Origin of the sequence: Paenibacillus qinlingensis, from assembly GCF_031455095.1 — a bacterium.
Lineage (GTDB): Bacteria > Bacillota > Bacilli > Paenibacillales > NBRC-103111 > Paenibacillus_E > Paenibacillus_E qinlingensis_A.
Window position 1 is genome coordinate 16,522 of the sequence record NZ_JAVDSB010000032.1, and the last position, 16,496, is coordinate 33,017.

Consider the following 16,496-nt stretch of genomic DNA (forward strand, 5'->3'; position numbering starts at 1 on the left):
CCCTATGAAAACGGTCAGTCCCATTCGAATAACATCGCCATTATTTTCAGGACTTGTCTATTCTTTCACGATGATGACCATCGGAACCATTGTGACCTCCCTGTTTTTGCTATTAACAAGCACGCAAGAAAGCTCCTTGCACACACTCACAACAATCATCCATGCGGTCTCCTTATTTATTGGAGGATGGGTTTCAGGGAAGCGAGCAGGAAACCGCGGCTGGTACCACGGGGGCATGGTCGGCATCTTTTATTTCATTCTTATTTTCTTGGTCGGTTTTCTGGCTTTTGACGCAGGGTTGAATCTTCAATCCCTTCAATTACTTGGCATTTTATTCGCAGCTGGGGCGCTCGGTGGCATACTTGGTGTAAATACTCAGAAATAAGTCTTTTCCGTGAAGATTGCACTTCCCCCCTGTTGAATGTGGTATAATGTCATAGTTATTGCCGCACAAAACTTCCAAAATATAGGGGGGATACAACATGAGCCCTTTTCAATCTATGACGCATGCGACAGTTTATATTGTACTAACAATCTTCGCTTTTGTAATTATCGCAACGCGAAAGAGTCCATACACCATTGCGAGCTCCTTTGTTCAAGAGATATTCACTTCACGCAAATACCTTCTTCATTTCATCGCGTTGCTTATGATATTAATGTTTAACAAGATGGAAATGGCGATTGAAAAAGGCATGCAATACAAAGCTGATTTTACAAAGTCTATCTACGGCATTGAAGGCGACTTTGTAGCATCGATTCAGAACTTCTTCCACAATGATGTTCTAACCGTGATCAGCAGTTATTTCTATGTAATCATTTTCCCCTCCATCATGATTACTTCCATCGCGCTTTATACGTACCAGAAGAATCATAAGCTTTTCTATGCGGTTTGCTATGCACTCATGTTCAATTATATGATTGCCATTCCGTTTTATCTCTTTTTTCCAGTGAACGAAGTATGGTTTTTCCATCCCAAAGTAGATCTTCTTATTCTAGATGTTTTCCCAACGTTTGAGCAAGACTACAGACCGTTATCAGGTCTCGACAATTGCTTCCCAAGCTTACACACTTCCATTTCTATTTCGATGGCCGTCATCGCTGTAAAAAGCCAAAACAAGTTTTGGAAGATTTTCGTTCCTTGCTCCGCAGCCTTTATTATTTTCACAATCTTCTATCTAGGTATCCACTGGTTATCGGATATGTGTGCCGGCGTTGTACTTGGTGTCGTAGCTGCTAGAATGGGTCTTCGTATTGCCGAAGGTCGTCTCATCCTTGGTGAGCGCGCACTCCTCAAGCGCCGTGTTAAGAATAACGAATATTAAAACTGTATAAGAAAACAAAAAGCGAGAGCCTATTATAGGACCTCGCTTTTTTAATTTTCTTATTCCTTAGCAGCAGGCGTTTGTGAAACCGCATTAACTGCGGAGCGATCAAATGTCATCTTCGTTGCATCGTTGACGCGAAGTACGCAAATGTCATCCGTAATTTCTACAATTGTGCCATGAAGTCCGCCAATGGTTACTACTTTATCCCCTTTTTTCAATCCTCCGAGCATTTGACTACGTGTTTTCTGTCTTTTTTGCTGTGGACGAATAAGTAAGAAGTACAGTACTACGAACATGAGCACTAAAGGCCCGTATGTATACAAATATCCTACTGCACCAGTGCTTGAAGCATCGTCAGCCAATAGAAACATAGGTCTCCTCCTCTCTTAAAATCCTCTTTCATTATCATTCAGCCCGTAAGCGGCAAAGAAAGTATCGCGGAAATCGAGTAATCGATCTTCCTTAATGGCTTCTCTTACTTCACGCATGAGCTGTAGTAGAAAGTGAAGGTTATGAATCGTCGTCAAGCGAATACCGAACGTTTCATCTGCTTTGATCAGATGTCGAATGTAGGCACGACTATAGTTTGTGCACGTATAACAGGAACATTTGGCATCTAGCGGGCCGAAATCTGTCGCGTATTTGGCATTACGAATAACAAGACGTCCTGAACTTGTCATACAAGTCCCATTTCTAGCAATCCGCGTAGGTAACACGCAATCAAACATATCAATGCCTCGGATAGCGCCTTCAATTAATGCGTCTGGCGAGCCAACCCCCATCAAATAACGCGGCTTGTTCGCAGGCATAAGCGGTGTTGTGTAATCTAGCACTTCATACATCAAATGCTTAGGTTCTCCAACACTCAGTCCACCAATAGCATACCCCGGGAAATCCATGGAAGTCAACTGCTCCGCGCTTAGCTTACGAAGATCCTCATGCATGCCGCCTTGAATGATGGCAAACAAGCCTTGATCCTGGGGTCTAGCATGGCTTTGCAGACAGCGTTCTGCCCACCGCGTCGTACGCTCTAGTGATTTTTTCACGTATTCGTATTCCGCAGGGAACGGTGGACATTCGTCGAAGGCCATCATAATGTCAGAACCAAGTGCATTCTGAATTTCCATCGCTTTCTCAGGAGAAAGGAATAACTTATCCCCATTCAAATGCGATTTGAATGTGACGCCTTCTTCCGTAATTTTACGCATATTGCTAAGGCTAAATACTTGAAAGCCCCCGCTGTCCGTCAATATGGGACGATCCCAGTTCATGAACTTATGCAGTCCGCCTGCTTCTTTCACAATCTCATGTCCAGGACGAATGAACAGGTGGTACGTATTACTTAAAATGATTTGAGCGTCCATCGTTTTCAATTCTTCCGGGCTCATCGTTTTCACAGTGGCTTGCGTGCCTACTGGCATAAACGCTGGCGTTTCAATAACGCCATGTGGCGTATGTACGCGGCCTAAGCGGGCGCCGGATTGTTTACAAGTTTTAATCGGTTCATAAGTTACTGCTGCTGTCATGATATCCACTTCCTATTCTAAGCTTGCTCTATCGTTCATCTGAACTTCTTAATAAATTAACATTGCATCGCCAAAACTGAAAAAACGATACTCCGCTTTCACAGCTTCTTCATATGCGCGCATGACATTTGACTTCCCGGCTAGTGCACTAATTAGCATGAGCAGCGTAGATTTCGGGAGGTGAAAATTCGTCAACAACACATCAACGACACCAAATGAGTAGCCAGGATAGATGAAAATCGACGTCCATCCTTGTGAAGGTTGAATGAGTAATGGCTCGCCTGCTTGGTGACCAAGCTGCTCACGTGCTAAACCAGCCGCCGTCTCCAACGTCCGTGCCGATGTTGTTCCGACAGCAATGACGCGTTTGCCCGCTAATTTGGTTTCATTAATCAGTGAGGCTGTTTCTTCGGACAAAATGTAATACTCGGCATGCATTTGATGTTCTTCAATCTTGTCCACAGATACGGGGCGAAAAGTACCCAGGCCTACATGTAGCGTCACAAAAGCTAGACGAATACCTTTATCCTTGAGTCTCTCCAAATAGTCCTCTGTAAAATGCAAGCCAGCCGTTGGCGCGGCGGATGAGCCTTCATGCTTCGCATAGACGGTTTGATAGCGTTCCCGTTCAGATAACTGCTCCTTGATATAGGGTGGGAGCGGCATCTCGCCTAACCGATCAAGGATCTCATTGAAAATTCCAGTGTAACGGAATTGCAGTATACGGGCTCCCATATCGCCTACCTCTACGACTTCTGCCGTCAAAAGAGGTTCACTGCTCTCATCAGCCGTCGTGCCAAAAACAGCAACAGCACCAAGCTGCATACGTTTGCCTGGCTTGACCAAGGCCTCCCAACGATCTTCGCCAAGCGGCTTCAACAATAATAATTCCACTTTCGCGCCAGTATCTTTCTTCATACCAAAAAGCCGCGCTGGAATGACTCGTGTATCATTCATCACGAGTAAATCCCCGGCTTCTAAGTAATCAATTAGATCTTCGAATGTGCGATGAGCGGTTTCTCCTGTTTCTTTGTTCAGCGTAAGCAACCTAGACGCCGTGCGTTGTAGCAGCGGCGTCTGGGCGATTAATGATTCGGGTAATTCAAAATCGAAATCTTGTACTTCCATCAGATAGATTCATTCCTTCGTTATGTTGACCCCAGTAAAGTAAGTCTGAAGTATTTTTTTGTAATCGTAGCCCTTTTCCGCAAAACCTTTTGCGCCCCATTGCGACATACCTACACCATGACCAAACCCGGTTCCTCGGAAAAGTATTTGGTTGCCTTGCAAGGTAATCGATCCCTTGGATGGCATTCCCGGAGTCGCCGGCCCTGTCGGTGCGAGCTTGCTAACGCCTGAGCTGCTAATCATCATAGCATCCTGTTTCTTCACTGCAGTTGGCCCAGACTGATTGCCAGCTAGCACATAAAAGCTGTCCGCTGTATGCGAGACTACCCCCGAACCGCTCAAAATCGAAATACTTGGAACATTCGGGCTAGTACCAGTATAACTGCCTGCACCTTCTATTTCAAACAGCGTACTAGGCAATCCGCCAAGTACCGTTCGAATTGCATCTGGATTCTTCACATTGACGACAACACCATTCGCTTTTATCTCGATAGCTCGGCCAGATGGACCCCTTTTAGACACTTCCAGAGAAGTTAATTCGCCTTTAATCGATATCTTTGCCGCTTCAAGTTTACTTTTCATTTCACTTAATGTATACGGACCTCGTATCCAGGAATAAGCGTTCGATTCTTTCTCCTGCCCAAGAATAGACACTTTCTCTTTAAGAGCCAATTTCGCAATGGCAGGGTTCGCACTATTATCAACATAAGGTGATTGTCGCACATTAACGTCTTTCTCCGTAGATTCAAAAATCGCCTTACCAGATTTATCCTTCTGTCCAGTGTCCTTGAGATACATGCTATGTACAAAGCCTATGCTGCCGTCTGTCAGTTGAATTTGATACCAGATGGCCTTCCCCTGTTCGGCTCCTTCATCCGGGCTAGGTACACTTCGAAGGTAGTCCACTGCATTGCCCCATGCTTCCGTAGGATCTGCGGTTACCCCTCCCGCATTGGACGCAAATACAGGTGAAATCAAGCCTCGCTTATCAGAAATCACTTCATCCTTCGTAGCATCGACAGCTTGGTTGCCTGCTGTAAATTCTTTATCCAATCCATAATAGGCCTGGTCTTGTGTGGTATCCGTCACCTGTGCAATCTCATATTTATTTCCTTGATAAATGGCAAAGGTACGGGCTGCCACAGCTTGAGCCTTCAACGCTTCTGTTGGCCATTGTGAGTTAAGTTCAGCACCCATAACCCCATATAAGTACTGTTCCATCGGAACTACATTGATCAAAGCTAATCGATCATGATACATGCTTAACTCCATATCACCTCGAAAGCTGCGATCCATACGCTCTTTCACTGCGATCCCCATCTTCTTCGGATGTAGGATTGTTTTCTGTTCACCTGCTCCTGTCACATAATGAGCTACGGAAGATGTCGGAGAGGTTGAGACCGTTACATCCGACCTGCGAATTAAGTAAGGGGCATTCGTGTTCGCCTTTTGGAGAGGCACGCTAGGGACAGCTTTGAGCGCTGCTTGCTTCACAGCCTCCAAATTGGCATCTGTTGCTTCGTTGCCTAACCAAACACTATAGCCAACCGTGCCAGCGCTATCCGCTTGTAAGACCAGATCAGCCGCTAGGCCTGCCTGGGTGTACAACGCGATTTGCTGCTGCGCCGCAGCCTCTGTAGCAAATGTCCCCGCACTCAAGTGGAGAGGACCACTGACGGCAGGAACCGCATTTTTCATCAAGGCGGCTACCGTGGTATCCTTTAATGCTTGAGTCGCAGCAGCATCTGCTTCAGCTTTCGTAGGCAAGTTTCCGTAGAAAACTTGGTATATCGTTTTACCCAACTTCGTACGACTTAACACATAGCTTTCTTCTGGCATAACGTTCAGTTTAGCATTCAGTGCTTTGGCAGCAGTGAAATCAGACGTTTCCAGCATTATCGTACTGTACTGATCCAATGATATCCGAATGGACGTATCCGAGATTGAAGCCCATGGCTTTGCCTCTGCACTCGCTGAATTACGAACACCAATATCAAATCCACCAGGAGAGGAAAGTGAAACTAGCGGCTCTATCTTTTTATAGTTGCTAGCATTAATGACAAGGGCAACACGAATCTGATCCAGATGCTTAGCTCCCGCCGCATTGGCTTCAGATCCTCCGTAAGAGATGGCTGAAAACGTTACAGCTGCTGTAGTTATGAGGGCAATATGCTTTGCATAAATCATCTTTCGTCTTCCAAACATACAGGTATCGTATCCTTTCTTTCTCCGTTCATCTAGTAATGTAGACTCTAGCAAGAGACAGAAGTTTTGATCGTTCGCAGAAAAAATGACAAAAAAAGCTAATGCCCGCCCTTCCAGCAGCGGCAAAAGCTTACAATTGTCCATACACCTATAGAGGAATTAAGTACGATTTACCGTTGCTCCGGAACGGGTAAACCGAGATGGTGATAGGCTTGCGGCGTCACGATCCGACCTCTTGGGGTGCGCTGCATAAAGCCGATTTGGAGCAAGTAAGGCTCGTATACATCCTCAATTGTTTGGCTTTCCTCACCAATCGTTGCGGCGATCGTTTCAAGCCCTACAGGGCCCCCCTGGAAGCTCTGAATAATCGCGCGCAGCATTTTATGATCGATTTCATCAAGACCCAGATCATCAACCTGCAGCAGGCGCAATGATTCTTGCGCGAGCGCCATCGTAATCACGCCATCGCCTCTTACCTGTGCAAAATCGCGAACCCGCTTCAGCAAACGGTTGGCAATACGCGGAGTTCCACGCGACCGCATGCCGATCTCGCGGGCTGCCTCACCCACGATGCCGACCTGCAAGATGTCGGCAGTCCGGCTGACGATGTAGCTGAGCTCATCGACGGTATAAAACTCCAAGCGACTAACGACCCCGAAACGGTCGCGCAGAGGTGCAGAGAGCAGCCCCACGCGTGTCGTGGCGCCGATCAAGGTAAATGGCGGCAGGTCGAGACGCACAGAGCGTGCGCTTGGCCCCTTGCCGATAATAATATCAAGGGCAAAGTCCTCCATCGCAGGGTACAGCACCTCTTCCACCGTTCGGTGGAGACGGTGAATCTCATCGATGAAGAGCACATCTCCCTCCTGCAGATTCGTCAGGATGGCAGCAAGATCTCCAGGCCGCTCAATGGCTGGCCCGGAGGTTGTACGGATATTCACGCCAAGTTCATTGGCGATAATGTTGGATAGTGTGGTTTTGCCAAGTCCAGGCGGCCCATAGAGAAGTACATGATCTAAAGCTTCTTTCCGCAGCTTCGCAGCTTCAATGTAGATCTTGAGGTTCTCCTTGGCCTGCTTCTGTCCGATGTATTCGGCCAAAAAACGCGGACGTAGACTATACTCGACCACATTGTCTTCCATCATAAAATTAGCCGATATGATTCGGTCATTGTCCATGGTGTCCCTCCTTCTTTCACACGATCCCTTGCTTACATGGTAAATAAGGCTTGCAAAGCAAGCTTCACTAGCACATCAACGGAATCCGATGGTCCAGCTTTTGGCTTCACCTGCAACCAAGCTCGATCGACTTCTGCTTCTGTATAGCCAAGTGTCATTAAGGCTTCCTTGGCTTCGCTCCATGGCAGCCCGCCTTCCGTTAATTGTGCGGATCCGACAACACTAAGGGCGACAGCTGCTTCTGGACTTGAGAAGCTTACAGATCCCAGCTTATCTTTCAAGTCTAAAATAATCCGTTGAGCCGTTTTCTTCCCAATGCCAGGAAGTTTCGTTAGAAACGCCAGATTTTCTTGGCTGATCGCCAGAATGACCGCTTCAGGCCTGCCACCAGCAGCTAGAATACCCAGTGCTACTTTGGGACCAATACCGCTCACATCCAGCAATAAGCGGAATAAGGACTGCTCATCACGTGTCATGAAACCGAATAGGAGATGCGCGTCTTCCCTTACATGGTAATGAATGAACATGGTGACATCCTCATTGTCCATGTGGGAAAGTGCATAAGGATTCGGACAGAACACACGATAACCAACCCCGTTAACATCGAGAACCGCATAATCACTTTCACGCGCTGCAACCTTACCTCGTAAGAAATCTATCATCGTTTCCTGACCTCATTTATCATAGATTGAAGTGAAGAGGAATGGGCATGACAAATAGCGATAGCGAGCGCATCAGCGACATCATCTGGCTTCGGCACTTGTGACAGCTTCAGCAGAATCTTGACCATCTCCTGCACTTGCTTCTTCTCTGCATTCCCATATCCTACAACGGCTTGCTTTACTTGAAGCGGTGTATATTCAGCAATCGGCAACCCGGCCTGGACACCAGCAAGTATCATCACACCTCGCGCCTGGCCAACGGTGAATGCCGTCGTTACGTTTCTATTAAAAAATAATTTTTCAATAGACATCACATCAGGTTTATATTTCTCTATCAATTGCACTGTAGCATCATAGACATCCTTCAATCGGATACCAGGATCCGTGTGTGCTTCCGTTTGAATCGAACCATATTGTACCGGAATTAGCTTACTGCCGATTTTATCAATAAAGCCAAAGCCTACGATCGCGATCCCTGGATCAATTCCTAGAATACGCAAAACATTTCTCTCCCATCTAAAAAAAAGCGAACATATGTAGTCATTTCATTATAGCAGACATAATAAACAGCTACAACGGCCAGATTGGAGTTCTACATTTTAACAAAAAAAGAGATAGGCTCGGGATTTCCCGAAGCTATCTCTTCGATTTTATCTATGGTATTGTTGGAACTAGGGACGCGACATGGCACCTTCTGTAACTTCCATGGCATAATCGCTGAATGTAGATAATACGCTATTATACTCCTCTATATCAGTGACCCGGATTCCCTCATGCAGCTGAGCAACCGTATCGGTTGGCAAACTGCTTTCTAACTGCTGAATATTGAGCTGAAAAAAGGTTCGAATAATTTGATTATTTGCAGGTGTACCGTTGAATAACGACAAGTTACTGCTGCCATCAATTCCAAATACGGCTTTTTCTTTGCAGGTTGGTGACAGATCATCAATGTTATCTGTAAAGACGACCTCACCAGAGTCTTTGATGCTTAGCAGCCAACTAGGATGTTGTTTCTGAAGCGCGAGTAATTCTTGTGACGTATGCGAACCCAATGGACTGCGTTCTTCTCCACAGACGTAGGACTTGAGCAAATAGCTTTCTCTGCGATCCGAAATGGCTTGCAACAATTTGGTCGCCTCCTGAAGACGTGCATCATCCTCCGGCGCTAGACCAGCAATGGTTGCTCGGGTGGCTACACGCGAGTTTGACTGCTCTAGATGACCCGTTACAATCCAGGTAATCGCAACAACCAGAACGAACATCCCTAAGGTCAACCAACTGCGCTTCCAGCGTAGTCTCTTCTTTAATTGCTTCAAGAACCGGTATACGTTCACGTTATCCCCTTCTTCTTGTTTTTTCGTATTGTTTCCATTTGCAAGAAGCCCTATACATCATTTACCATAGAAGAGAATGAAACCAATCAAGACGGATGGTGAACTTACCATGAACGAAAGAAAACCAATTAAACGAACAACTCTCCTGATTATAGGTGTCGTCCTATTCTGGGGAAGCGTAGCGTTATGGAACGAAATTAATAAGATCGGACCAGCTCCTTCTGGTACAAATACCACTTCGATCTCCCAGTCCAATCCGAGTCCCCACTCCTAGCAGAGAGACTTTGACTTCGTCAAAGATCCCTATGAAGTGTCACGAAACTTACATGAATTCGGTAACAAATGGTTATAATCGGACTATTCCTCTCATTTGAATTTGACTGTAGCCACAGAAATGATATAGTCAAAGATAGATGAAAAACTCTCATAGGCATACACGAATGACGATATATATGAAATAAGCAAATGAGACTGGTCTTCACCTTTTCTCTAAACGACAACTCTAAGGAGGGAAACATCATGAATGTGGCAGAACTTCAATTAATTCAATTATCCAGACGGGGCGATCGCAACGCTTTCGTGGAGTTAGTCGAGCTCTACCGTAGTAAAATACAAAAGCTAGCGTTTCGGATGCTGCATAACCGTCCTGATTCCGAGGATATTGTCCAAGAAACCTTTATCCGGGTCTACTTGAATCTAAACCACTTTGATGAAAGCCAGAATTTCTCAACTTGGATTTATCGGATCGGAAAAAATGTTGCCATTGATTTACTTCGCAAAAAAAGGCCTGTACAATCCCTTGATGCGGAACTAAATGATTTTGATGATGATTACAGTTACTACAGTAAACTGGCCAGCCAAGATCAATCGCCGGAACACGCTGTGCTTCAAACCGAAATTCAAGAGCATATGCACGCATCCATTAATAAATTGGCGGACAAATATAAAGGTATCATCACCCTGTACTATCTCGAGGAGCTTTCCCTTCAAGAAATTAGTGAACGAATGAACCTGCCGATTACGACAGTGAAAACACGGTTACATCGGGGGCGTGAACTTCTTCGCAAAAAATGGGGAATGAATTTCGTAATTGGTTTAATGACGTTTTTCACATTGGGCATGATCGCTTAAGAGCCCTTCCCGATACAAAAAGCCTCAAATCACGATGAACATCGCGATTTGAGGCTTTTTGTTATTGTACTTTAGAAGTTAATCCATGGACTATTCGGTTTGCTCACTTCACGCTTCTCTGTAGCTCCTTGTTGTTGCTGCAAGAATGCGCTCAAAGCCGATGCTCCTGATAACCTTACTTTTCGTGCTGAGCGATGCCCGCTCGACTTAGGTTTATCCGCCTTTTGCTTGTCACGAATCGTAATATCCACTTCTGCTACAGTATCCGTTACCTTTTTCAGTTCATGGGTATGAACTTGGGGCAATAAGGAGGACTCTTCAAAAGGTTCGTGCAGTCCTGCTCCTGCATACGGGATACCATACGGATTGTGCTGATGGGCATAGTGCTGTGCCATAGGGTGATCATACGGCATCGGTGGCGGATAGAAAGCTGGTATAGCTTGCATCTCTTGTGGCATCGTGTCCCAAGGATTACCCATAGGCATATTGCCGAGATGGGCTGGATAATTCATCCACTGTTGCTCATTCATTGCTGGGCCACCGCACCCACAGCCTTCATCGACGACGGTCACGGGGGCTACCATCGTTGGAAGCGGCTCACAAGGCTCTTCCTGAAAAGGCGAATAGGCCGACGGGTACGTCATTGCCTCATGTTGCTGCTGTTCAGGATAAGCGAAAACCTCTGTAGCGGTGATGTGAAATTGTTGAAACGGATGTACCGCTTGCCCATAAGGCTCATGTAGCTCATGTTCTTCCATGACAGGGGCTGGAATAACCGGAGACGTCATCGGTACTTGTTGAGGCATTTGTGGCACAGCCGGTACCGTTTCACCCAGAGACAACGGTGGAGCTTCAACAACAGGCTCTTGCGGGCTCGGGATCACAGGCTGGACATAGGCATCTGTTGGCGGCATCACAGGCATCGGTGTCGGTGTAAACGGCTCTGTAGATAGCTTGGAAGTATGATGATGCATGCCATGCTGATTACTATGCGTATGTCCATGCTGCATTTTAGGAACAAAAACAATATCACCCGTCATAAGTACATTTGGATTCTTCAGGTGCGCATTCGCTTTAATCATCGCTTGCAATGGCACATCCCAAGCTTTCCCAAGCTTCCATAGACTGTCACCCTGCTGGACAACATGTTTATAAACAAAATCAGATGCAGGTGGATCAGCTGGCTTAACGGATGATGGAATCTTCACTTTCATCCCAACATCAATCTGATTCGGATCCGCGATTTGCGGATTAAGCGCAATAATCTGGTCTAGGGTGGTGTGGTATTTTTTTGCTAGCTCGTACAGGGTATCGCCTTTTTTGACAATATGGATTTTCAAAACCCTACCTCCTTAAGAAAAACTGGTTTCGTAAGCATCTCCTTCGCGTCTCTCTTCCAATCGCAGTAACTTGGCCGCGTCAGCATTCGCTTATTCACACTCATGATATTACAGTTTATGCACGTTCCTAGGCTTTTGCCCCTGTCGCACAAAAAAAATCCCTGGCGTCCTAAACGCAAGGGATTTGTCTTATGAACTTATATACGAATAGCTTGGATAACAACCCAGAATTCGGACCTGACATCCAATCGCTTCGATCTCTTGAATAGCTGAAGGTAAAAGAACAGAGTCCATCGTACCAACGATATCGATATAGAAATAGTATATGCCAAGCTTCTTTTTCGTCGGCTTCGATTCAATCTTCGAAAGGTTGATTCTCCGCCAAGCAAATGCAGACAGCACCTGATGTAAACCACCAGGATAATCGTCTGGTAAGGTGACAAGGATTGTCGTCTTAATGATCTCCGAGGACTTCAACTCCGATGCCTCTTTACCAACGAGTAAGAAGCGTGTCATATTATCCTTATGATCTTGAATTTCACGTTGCAGCATGGGCACGTTATAATTCTCCGAGGCGATAGCCGTCCCGATTGCAGCTACGGTTGGATCCTGAAGCGCAGATACAATACGAACTCCCTCAGCCGTAGAGCTCACTTGTTCGAATTCGGCCTCACGCAAATATTGCTTCATAAATTGATTGCACTGGGCAGGAACAACTTGATGAGACAACACTTTGCGAATGTGTCGGTAAGGATTCGAAGGATCAACGTTCATATCCGGATTCGGATACCCAATTAAATTCATATCAATCGGGAATACCCATTCCGCTCGGATCGGCAAGTCAACTTCATGAACAAGCCAATCTACGTGTAAGTGTACAGAACCCTCCAATGTATTCTCAATAGGAATCACACTCAGATCCGTTTCTCCAGAAGCCGTTGCATTAAATACCTCTGAAATCAACTTATACGATACATACGTAAAATTCTCGCCTAGAAAATGACGCGTAGCCTCCTCTGAGAAGGTACTGGGTCCAAGTATAGCCACTCGTTTCATGCAAGCACTTCCTTTTCCACTAGAGAAAGAAGCCCCTCATCACCGCTTTGAAGTTCGGTTGTCGTCACACCGTCTTGGCTTGGCTTTAGCCATAGCAGTTGGGCTTCAATGCCTTCCTTAGCCAATGTGCCCTGAAGGAACGCTTCTAGCTCCGTTTTCTTCTCATTGCGCCCATCAACCAGCGCTAGCATCGTCGGTCCCGCTCCGCTCAAAGCAACACCAAGCGCGCCATGATCTTCGCATTCATCCAATAATGTCTTCATGCCAGGGATGAGTGTCGCGCGGTAGGGCTGATGCAAGCGATCTTTCATCGCATGACGGATCATGCCGAGGTTCCCCGTGCTGAGCGCAGCAACGAGCAACGAGGAGTGGCTAAGGTTGAACACCGCATCCTTCATCGATACATGCTGCGGCATCACACCTCTCGCCTTTTCAGTCGATAGCTGGAAGGCTGGTATCGCCACCAGCACCTCCAGATTGTGATCGGGCTCAATGCGGATCGATTCTGCCTTTACTTCGTCCCAGAACGCAACGACGATCCCGCCGTAAATGCTGGCGCCCACGTTATCAGGGTGCTTCTCCAGACGCGATGCGATTTGAAAGAGCTCATAGGTTGAGAACTTATTCCCTATAAGCGCATTCGCTCCTGCAAGTGCGCCTACAATTGCCGAAGCACTGCTTCCTAACCCACGCGTAAGTGGAATCTCACTATACATGGTAATCTCAAGCTCAGGATGTGAAACGCCTGCATTATCAAAAACCATTTGAGCAACCTTATAGATTAAATTCGATTTATCCGTAGGAATGCCACTCATCTGATCGCCAATTAATTGTATTCTCGTCTGATCAGAGATCGCCATATCAATCCAAGCATATAAGTTCAAGGCCATCCCCAGAGAGTCAAAGCCGGGACCCAGATTCGCCGTGCTTGCCGGTACTTTCACCCGTACCTTTTGTTCTGTCTTGTAGCTCATTTCGAAATTGCGCCTCTTTTCACTCAAAATATACGGATACGCCGTCCAACAGCTTATCCTTCTACTCGATACACGCTCTTAATCGCATGAATGACATCCATCGATTTGAATTGATTCAACACATTCTTCATGCTAGCTTGGTTCGCATCATGAGTAATAATGATGATTTCAGCCTTAGGATTGGATGTATTCGGATGTTGGAAGACGGACTCCAAGCTAACTTCATGTTCAGCAAAAATTTGTGTAATTTGCGCAAGTACCCCTGCTTTATCCTCAACATGAAGCAAGATGAAGTTTTTGGACGCGATTTGTTCGTCGGTTTTGAGCTTCTTCTCTTTGTAAGGTGCTTGTACCGTACGACCATTAATACCTAATTTCAAATTACGTACAACGGCTACTAGATCCGCTACTACGGATGTTGCAGTTGGAAGCTCGCCAGCACCTGCGCCATAGAACATCGTTTCACCAACGGCTTCACCAGTTACGTATACGGCATTGAAGACACCGTTTACGGATGCTAGTGGATGTGAATTTTTAACCATTGTCGGTTGAACGCTAACCGAAATATGGCCATCATGATTCTCAGCGATACCCAACAGCTTCACTTCGTAGCCTAATTTCTTCCCGTATAGGATATCTTCCTTCGTTACCTTGGAAATCCCCTTCGCTTCAACATCACTCAATGCAACGTTCGCGTGAAAACCAAGTGTCGATAGGATCGTCATTTTACGAGCAGCATCCAAGCCTTCAACATCGGATGTCGGGTCCGCTTCCGCGTAGCCCAATTCCTGTGCTTCCTTCAGCACATCCGCATACGCCGCGCCTTCTTGACTCATTTTCGTCAAAATATAGTTCGTTGTGCCGTTCACAATACCCATAATTTTCGTGATACGATCAGAAGAGAAGCCTTCTACAAGCGCACGAATAATTGGAATACCGCCTGCTACGCTTGCTTCATAAAAGACGTCGCAATTATTCTCAGCCGCTTTCGCCAAAATCTCAGCACCATGCATCGCCATAAGATCCTTATTGGCCGTAATGATGTGCTTACCATTTCCAAGTGCTGTTAGAATGTGGGCTTTCGTTGCTTCAACGCCACCCATGACTTCAACAACGATATCAATGTCACTATCGCCAATTACATCCCACACATTCTCTGTTAGCTTATCTGCATCCACAGAGATGTTACGATGCTTGGATTTATCTTGTACAAGGATTTTTGCAATTTCAATCACTGAACCTGTTTGACGTTGCAAATCCTCTTGATGTCCTTCAACAATACGTACTACACCTGTTCCTACAGTACCTAATCCTAGTAAACCAACCTTGATGGGCTTCATTTCATTACCTCCTGAATTATATGCTATCTTTAACTGCCTTGACCGATGACCATGGCACGCTTAACTCCATCTTGTGCTCCTAGGCGATCCACAATTTCTCGGATCTCTTCACCCATGGATGAAATTTCAAGTGATATAACGACGTTCGCCATGCCTTGTAATGGAATCGTTTGGTGAATGGTTAATACATTGCCATCCAGATTAGCGATAAGTGCGAGTACACGGGATAATATCCCGGCCTTATGCTCTAAATCCATTGAAATCGTAATAATTCGCTCGCGTTCTAGCTTACTGAGCGGATGAATACCATCTTTATACTTATAGAAGGCGCTTCTGCTCAGCCCAACTTGCTCTACGGCATCGTGAATTGTCTTCACTTCTCCTCTAGCAAGTAACTCTTTGGCCTGTGCTGTCTTAAGAACACCTTCTGGAAGAATATCCTCGCGGACTAAGTAGTACCGCTCAGGTCCGATGTGCTTCATGGTTGGAAGGAACTCTTTGCTCTCCGGCACCTAACTACCGTCCTCTCCAAAAAGACTAATGTTTCCCTATAGAGGACATTATATCGAAACATGCCCCGTGAAGCAATAGGCAAAATGCATCCAAGCATTCGCCTTTGCAGCTCCTTCCCTTTCTATGATAAGCTGAAATGGAACCAACAACGTGAGGGGAACTCTCCATGATTACATTACGTATGATGTCTACTGCACTATTATGGAACAAACATGACGAGCTCCTTATGATGAAGCGAGCACTAACGCGCACGCTCTCTCCTGGCTTATGGGCAGCGATTGGCGGTCACCTCGAACCGCATGAAATCAACCAACCAAGAACAGCTTGCTTTCGTGAAATATGGGAAGAAACAGGCATTGAGCAGGACGAAATTCATGACTTACGCCTTCAATATGTCTTGCTTCGGCTCAATGGCCAAGAAATACGCCAACAGTTCTTCTACATTGGCAATACCGATGTAGATCCACGTATCATTACGTCTGAAGGTGACCTGCATTGGATTCCCAAAGCATCTGTTTTAGACCGTCCGATGCCATATATTTTTCGCTGTTTGCTCGAACATTATTTCAGCGTAGGCCCAACATCTCATCCATGGATTGGCTCAGCGGGGATTCATTCGGAGACCGACGCTCCAACTATTCATTGGAATCCTTTACTGGATCCGATGCAAATCTAGGATTGCACAAAGAGATTGCACAAAGAGATTGCACAAAGAGATTGCACAAAGAGATTGCACAAAGAGATTGCACAAAGAGATTGCACAAAGAGATTGCACAAAGAGATT

Annotated in this window: 18 protein-coding genes; 5 read left to right on the forward strand and 13 right to left on the reverse strand. The window is 45.9% G+C overall.

Annotated elements, in window-relative coordinates:
* Window positions 1-4 precede the first annotated feature (4 nt).
* Together J2736_RS33530 and J2736_RS33535 are read left to right on the forward strand one after the other, a co-directional pair.
* Window positions 5-385 (forward strand): TIGR04086 family membrane protein, encoded by a 381-nt coding sequence (locus J2736_RS33530; RefSeq protein ID WP_310502863.1) that lies wholly within the window; start codon window positions 5-7, stop codon window positions 383-385.
* A gap of 97 nt (window positions 386-482) precedes the next feature.
* Entirely contained in the window at window positions 483-1,322 is an 840-nt protein-coding gene (locus tag J2736_RS33535) for a phosphatase PAP2 family protein (protein WP_310502864.1), read from the forward strand.
* Between the two features lie 59 nt (window positions 1,323-1,381).
* Here J2736_RS33535 and yajC read toward each other — a convergent pair whose 3' ends face one another.
* The 8 genes from yajC to J2736_RS33575 all read right to left on the reverse strand — a co-directional run bounded on the left by yajC (window position 1,382) and on the right by J2736_RS33575 (window position 9,358).
* Window positions 1,382-1,696, reverse strand: coding sequence for a preprotein translocase subunit YajC (yajC, locus tag J2736_RS33540; protein WP_310502865.1), 315 nt, complete (start codon window positions 1,694-1,696; stop codon window positions 1,382-1,384).
* Window positions 1,697-1,711: 15 nt separating this feature from the next.
* A complete protein-coding gene (gene tgt, locus J2736_RS33545; RefSeq protein WP_057311648.1) occupies window positions 1,712-2,851 on the reverse strand; it encodes a tRNA guanosine(34) transglycosylase Tgt in 1,140 nt (379 codons plus the stop codon).
* Window positions 2,852-2,899: 48 nt separating this feature from the next.
* The gene (queA, locus tag J2736_RS33550; RefSeq protein WP_310502866.1) at window positions 2,900-3,979 is read right to left on the reverse strand and encodes a tRNA preQ1(34) S-adenosylmethionine ribosyltransferase-isomerase QueA; all 1,080 of its coding nucleotides are present in this window, start codon (window positions 3,977-3,979) and stop codon (window positions 2,900-2,902) included.
* A 9-nt stretch (window positions 3,980-3,988) separates the two neighbouring features.
* Entirely contained in the window at window positions 3,989-6,184 is a 2,196-nt protein-coding gene (locus J2736_RS33555; protein WP_310502867.1) for a SpoIID/LytB domain-containing protein, read from the reverse strand.
* 170 nt (window positions 6,185-6,354) lie between these two features.
* Window positions 6,355-7,362 carry a Holliday junction branch migration DNA helicase RuvB gene (gene ruvB / locus J2736_RS33560; protein WP_310502868.1) on the reverse strand — a complete coding sequence of 336 codons (1,008 nt, stop codon included), beginning with the start codon at window positions 7,360-7,362 and terminating at the stop codon, window positions 6,355-6,357.
* A 32-nt stretch (window positions 7,363-7,394) separates the two neighbouring features.
* Entirely contained in the window at window positions 7,395-8,024 is a 630-nt protein-coding gene (gene ruvA / locus J2736_RS33565) for a Holliday junction branch migration protein RuvA (protein WP_310502869.1), read from the reverse strand.
* Entirely contained in the window at window positions 8,021-8,524 is a 504-nt protein-coding gene (gene ruvC, locus J2736_RS33570; RefSeq protein ID WP_310502870.1) for a crossover junction endodeoxyribonuclease RuvC, read from the reverse strand. The genes ruvA and ruvC overlap by 4 nt, the downstream gene beginning before the upstream one ends.
* Before the next feature lie 171 nt (window positions 8,525-8,695).
* Window positions 8,696-9,358: a BofC C-terminal domain-containing protein gene (locus J2736_RS33575; RefSeq protein ID WP_310502871.1), complete on the reverse strand. Its 663-nt coding sequence runs from the start codon at window positions 9,356-9,358 to the stop codon at window positions 8,696-8,698.
* Between the two features lie 76 nt (window positions 9,359-9,434).
* Here J2736_RS33575 and J2736_RS33580 point away from each other — a divergent pair, with 76 nt between their 5' ends.
* On the forward strand, window positions 9,435-9,632 hold the full coding sequence (locus J2736_RS33580; RefSeq protein WP_310502872.1) for a hypothetical protein: 198 nt from the start codon (window positions 9,435-9,437) through the stop codon (window positions 9,630-9,632).
* A 245-nt stretch (window positions 9,633-9,877) separates the two neighbouring features.
* A complete protein-coding gene (gene sigW / locus J2736_RS33585) occupies window positions 9,878-10,489 on the forward strand; it encodes an RNA polymerase sigma factor SigW (RefSeq protein WP_310502873.1) in 612 nt (203 codons plus the stop codon).
* Window positions 10,490-10,560: 71 nt separating this feature from the next.
* Here sigW and J2736_RS33590 read toward each other — a convergent pair whose 3' ends face one another.
* The 5 genes from J2736_RS33590 to J2736_RS33610 all read right to left on the reverse strand — a co-directional run bounded on the left by J2736_RS33590 (window position 10,561) and on the right by J2736_RS33610 (window position 15,681).
* On the reverse strand, window positions 10,561-11,829 hold the full coding sequence (locus J2736_RS33590) for a LysM peptidoglycan-binding domain-containing protein (protein ID WP_310502874.1): 1,269 nt from the start codon (window positions 11,827-11,829) through the stop codon (window positions 10,561-10,563).
* Window positions 11,830-12,018: 189 nt separating this feature from the next.
* Window positions 12,019-12,885, reverse strand: coding sequence for a prephenate dehydratase (gene pheA, locus J2736_RS33595; protein WP_310502875.1), 867 nt, complete (start codon window positions 12,883-12,885; stop codon window positions 12,019-12,021).
* Window positions 12,882-13,859, reverse strand: coding sequence for a homoserine kinase (gene thrB, locus J2736_RS33600; RefSeq protein ID WP_310502876.1), 978 nt, complete (start codon window positions 13,857-13,859; stop codon window positions 12,882-12,884). Before thrB ends, pheA begins: the two co-directional genes overlap by 4 nt.
* A gap of 53 nt (window positions 13,860-13,912) precedes the next feature.
* The gene (locus J2736_RS33605) at window positions 13,913-15,199 is read right to left on the reverse strand and encodes a homoserine dehydrogenase (RefSeq protein WP_310502877.1); all 1,287 of its coding nucleotides are present in this window, start codon (window positions 15,197-15,199) and stop codon (window positions 13,913-13,915) included.
* 29 nt (window positions 15,200-15,228) lie between these two features.
* Entirely contained in the window at window positions 15,229-15,681 is a 453-nt protein-coding gene (locus tag J2736_RS33610; RefSeq protein ID WP_310502878.1) for an ACT domain-containing protein, read from the reverse strand.
* Between the two features lie 197 nt (window positions 15,682-15,878).
* Between J2736_RS33610 and J2736_RS33615 the strand changes: the two genes are divergently transcribed.
* The gene (locus tag J2736_RS33615; protein ID WP_310502879.1) at window positions 15,879-16,388 is read left to right on the forward strand and encodes an NUDIX hydrolase; all 510 of its coding nucleotides are present in this window, start codon (window positions 15,879-15,881) and stop codon (window positions 16,386-16,388) included.
* Window positions 16,389-16,496: the final 108 nt, after the last annotated feature.